Source organism: Nostoc cf. edaphicum LEGE 07299, assembly GCF_015207245.1.
In the GTDB taxonomy this organism is placed as follows: Bacteria; Cyanobacteriota; Cyanobacteriia; order Cyanobacteriales; family Nostocaceae; genus Nostoc; species Nostoc edaphicum_B.
Genome location: NZ_JADEXF010000906.1, coordinates 1 through 2,811 on the forward strand (window position 1 = coordinate 1; position 2,811 = coordinate 2,811).

Here is a 2,811-nt window from a genome sequence, read left to right on the forward strand (position 1 = left end):
ATCATAGATATAGTGCAAACTAATATTGATTAAGTTCCTTTAAGGATTGAGGTCAAAAGCTTCACTATTCTTAAATAGACCAGCATTCTATTGTGATAGCTTGTCAGCGATGAAAATAAATTCTACTGTACTTCTTACTTTGATTTTGTTAATTCTGATGATGGGAGCAGGTTCTGTAAGCGCGTTTTTGGGCTTTGACCTGGGGAGTTCAGCACTTAAAGGCGTTAGCACACCAGATGGGCGTCCCACAACCAAATTTGCCAGCAATAAGGCAAATAACTCTCAACAGGGAGGGCTAGTGCTATTAAAAGAGGAAGAAATTCTGAAAATAGTCAAGGCGCGAATTGAGGGTAAGACCAAAGCCGCTAAATCGGAAAAGCCCGAAGAAGATGATGAAGAAACCAATAGCAGCAAGCAGAAGCCAGAGGAAAAACCCCCAGAAGTAGTTGAAGAAAAGCCCCTACCAGGTTTTCCAGTTACTGCCCAAAGTCAGGGTGTAACAATGACTGTGCAATCTGCTCGCTACTCTGGTGGTGATTTACTACTGAAAGTGAAAATGCAGAACAAAGGTAAGGATTCTGTGCGTTTTTTGTATAGTTTTTTAGATGTTACCGATGACAAAGGACGAACCCTGAGTGCAAGTACGGAGGGTTTGCCAACAGAATTGCCTGTAAATGGGCCAGCATTTTCAGGTACAGTGAGCATTCCTACAGCTTTACTTGATGATGTCAAGAAAATATCACTTGCTCTCACTGATTATCCCGCTCAACAATTGAAGCTAGAGGCATCGAATATTCCTGTAGAAAGGTAGAAAGGGCATTGGGCATTGGGATTAGGGGAGAGGTGATAGGTGACAGGTGATAGGGAATAATCTTTACCCTGTAACCGTTTGAGCTAGGCTCTGATTCTTGGCTCTTTTACCAGGGTGACAGGTGATAGGGAATAATCTGTAACCTGTAACCTATTCCCTAGCTCTTTTACCAGGGTGACAGGTGATAGGGAATAATCTGTAACCTGTAACCTATTCCCTATTCCCTATTCCCCCTAAATGGAGGGCGTGAGTTTTACACGAGCTTTGGCGGTGAGTGGTTTTCCTAATTTAAGTTTGATAGAAGTGGCGCTGCGGTTGTTATCAGTGCTACTACTGATTGCCATAAATGCCTTTTTTGTGACGGCGGAATTTTCGATGGTGAGCGTGCGGCGATCGCGTATTCACCAGCTAGTTAAGGCTGGGGATATTCCAGCGATCGCTGTAGAAATGTTACAACGCAGTATTGACCGACTGCTATCTACCACCCAGTTAGGCATTACCCTCTCTAGTTTGGCACTGGGATGGATTGGCGAAAGTACGATTGTTGTACTGGTGAATGCCTGGTTAAGATCCTGGCCTTTACCCAGTGGGATGACTACCTTCCTCGCCCATTCCCTATCAATTCCTATCGCCTTTTTCTTGATTGCCTATTTGCAGATTGTGATCGGAGAATTATGCCCCAAATCCTTAGCCATGCTGTACTCAGAACAGCTAGCAAGGTTTTTGGGGCCTCCGGTAAAAGCGATCGTGCGTTTTTTCGGCCCCTTCATCTGGATTCTTAACCAATCAACTCGTTTTTTATTACGGATTTTTGGCATCCAATACACAGGTCAAGGCTGGCGACCACCTGTAACTCCCGAAGAATTGCAACTGATCATCTCTACAGAATGGGGATCTACTGGGTTACAGCGTGCGGAGCGAGAATTGCTCAATAATGTCTTCGAGTTTGGGGATGTCATGGCGCAAGATGTGATGATCCCGCGCACCAGTATTATCACACTGCCAAAAGATGCTACTTTCCAGACATTACTCAAGGAAATGGCTTCTACTGGTTACTCTCGCTATCCTGTGATTGGTGAATCTTTAGACGATGTTCGCGGTATTGTTTATTTTAAAGATTTGGCACAACCTTTGGCAGTCGGCAACCTCAGTTTAGATACACAGATCCAACCTTGGATGCGTCCCGCTCGGTTTGTTCCAGAACACACGCCCTTGAGTGAACTTTTGCCCATGATGCAGCAAGAGAAACCTGCTATGGTCATGGTAGTGAATGAATTTGGCGGTACTGTGGGACTAGTGACAATCAAAGATGTCATTGCCGAAATTATTGGCGACCCCAGCGACCTTGAAAGCAGTGAAGACTTACTGATTCAGATGTTAGGTGAGCAAAAATTTTTGGTGCAAGCACAAATCAACCTTGAAGACCTCAACGAAGTTTTGCACCTCAATTTGCCCCTGACCAGAGAATATCAAACACTAGGGGGCTTTTTGCTGTATGAGTTACAGAAAATTCCGGCCATTGGCGAAATATTTTGTTATCAAAATCTCGAATTCACCGTGGTATCGATTGTTGGCCCACGCCTGCATCAAATTCAACTGCGACGGTTAGAGGAAGAGGGGAGAGCAGAGGAGCAGAGGAGCAGAGGAGCAGAGGAGTAAGAATTTTAGATTTTAGAATTTGGATTTTAGATTGAAATTTAATCCAAAATCTAAAATTGAATTTTCCAATGCCTCTACTATGCATAGGTCAATGGATCGACAAGTCCCAATTCGGCAAAAGCTGCTAACCGTAAGCGACAAGAATCACATACACCGCAGGCGACATCTCCACCGGCATAGCAAGACCAAGTTAGTTCCCAAGGAACTCCCAATTGGTTCCCCAGTTGGATGATTTCGGTTTTTTTCAGGTTGATTAGGGGTGCAACAATCTTAATTGGTTGTCCCTCACGCCCTTGTTTGGTTCCCAGGCGAAAAACTTCTTGCATTGCTTGGATATAGTC

The 2,811-nt window shown here is 44.3% G+C and carries 3 protein-coding genes; 2 read left to right on the forward strand and 1 reads right to left on the reverse strand.

Annotated elements, in window-relative coordinates; all coding sequences use genetic code 11:
• Positions 1-109 precede the first annotated feature (109 nt).
• Together IQ229_RS22435 and IQ229_RS22440 are read left to right on the forward strand one after the other, a co-directional pair.
• Entirely contained in the window at positions 110-811 is a 702-nt protein-coding gene (locus IQ229_RS22435) for a hypothetical protein (RefSeq protein WP_194047530.1), read from the forward strand.
• Positions 812-1,048: 237 nt separating this feature from the next.
• On the forward strand, positions 1,049-2,470 hold the full coding sequence (locus tag IQ229_RS22440; protein WP_194047532.1) for a hemolysin family protein: 1,422 nt from the start codon (positions 1,049-1,051) through the stop codon (positions 2,468-2,470).
• Between the two features lie 77 nt (positions 2,471-2,547).
• Here the strand turns inward: IQ229_RS22440 and IQ229_RS22445 are convergent.
• On the reverse strand, positions 2,548-2,811 hold a 264-nt coding region (locus IQ229_RS22445; RefSeq protein ID WP_194047534.1), incomplete at its 5' end, for a 7-cyano-7-deazaguanine synthase.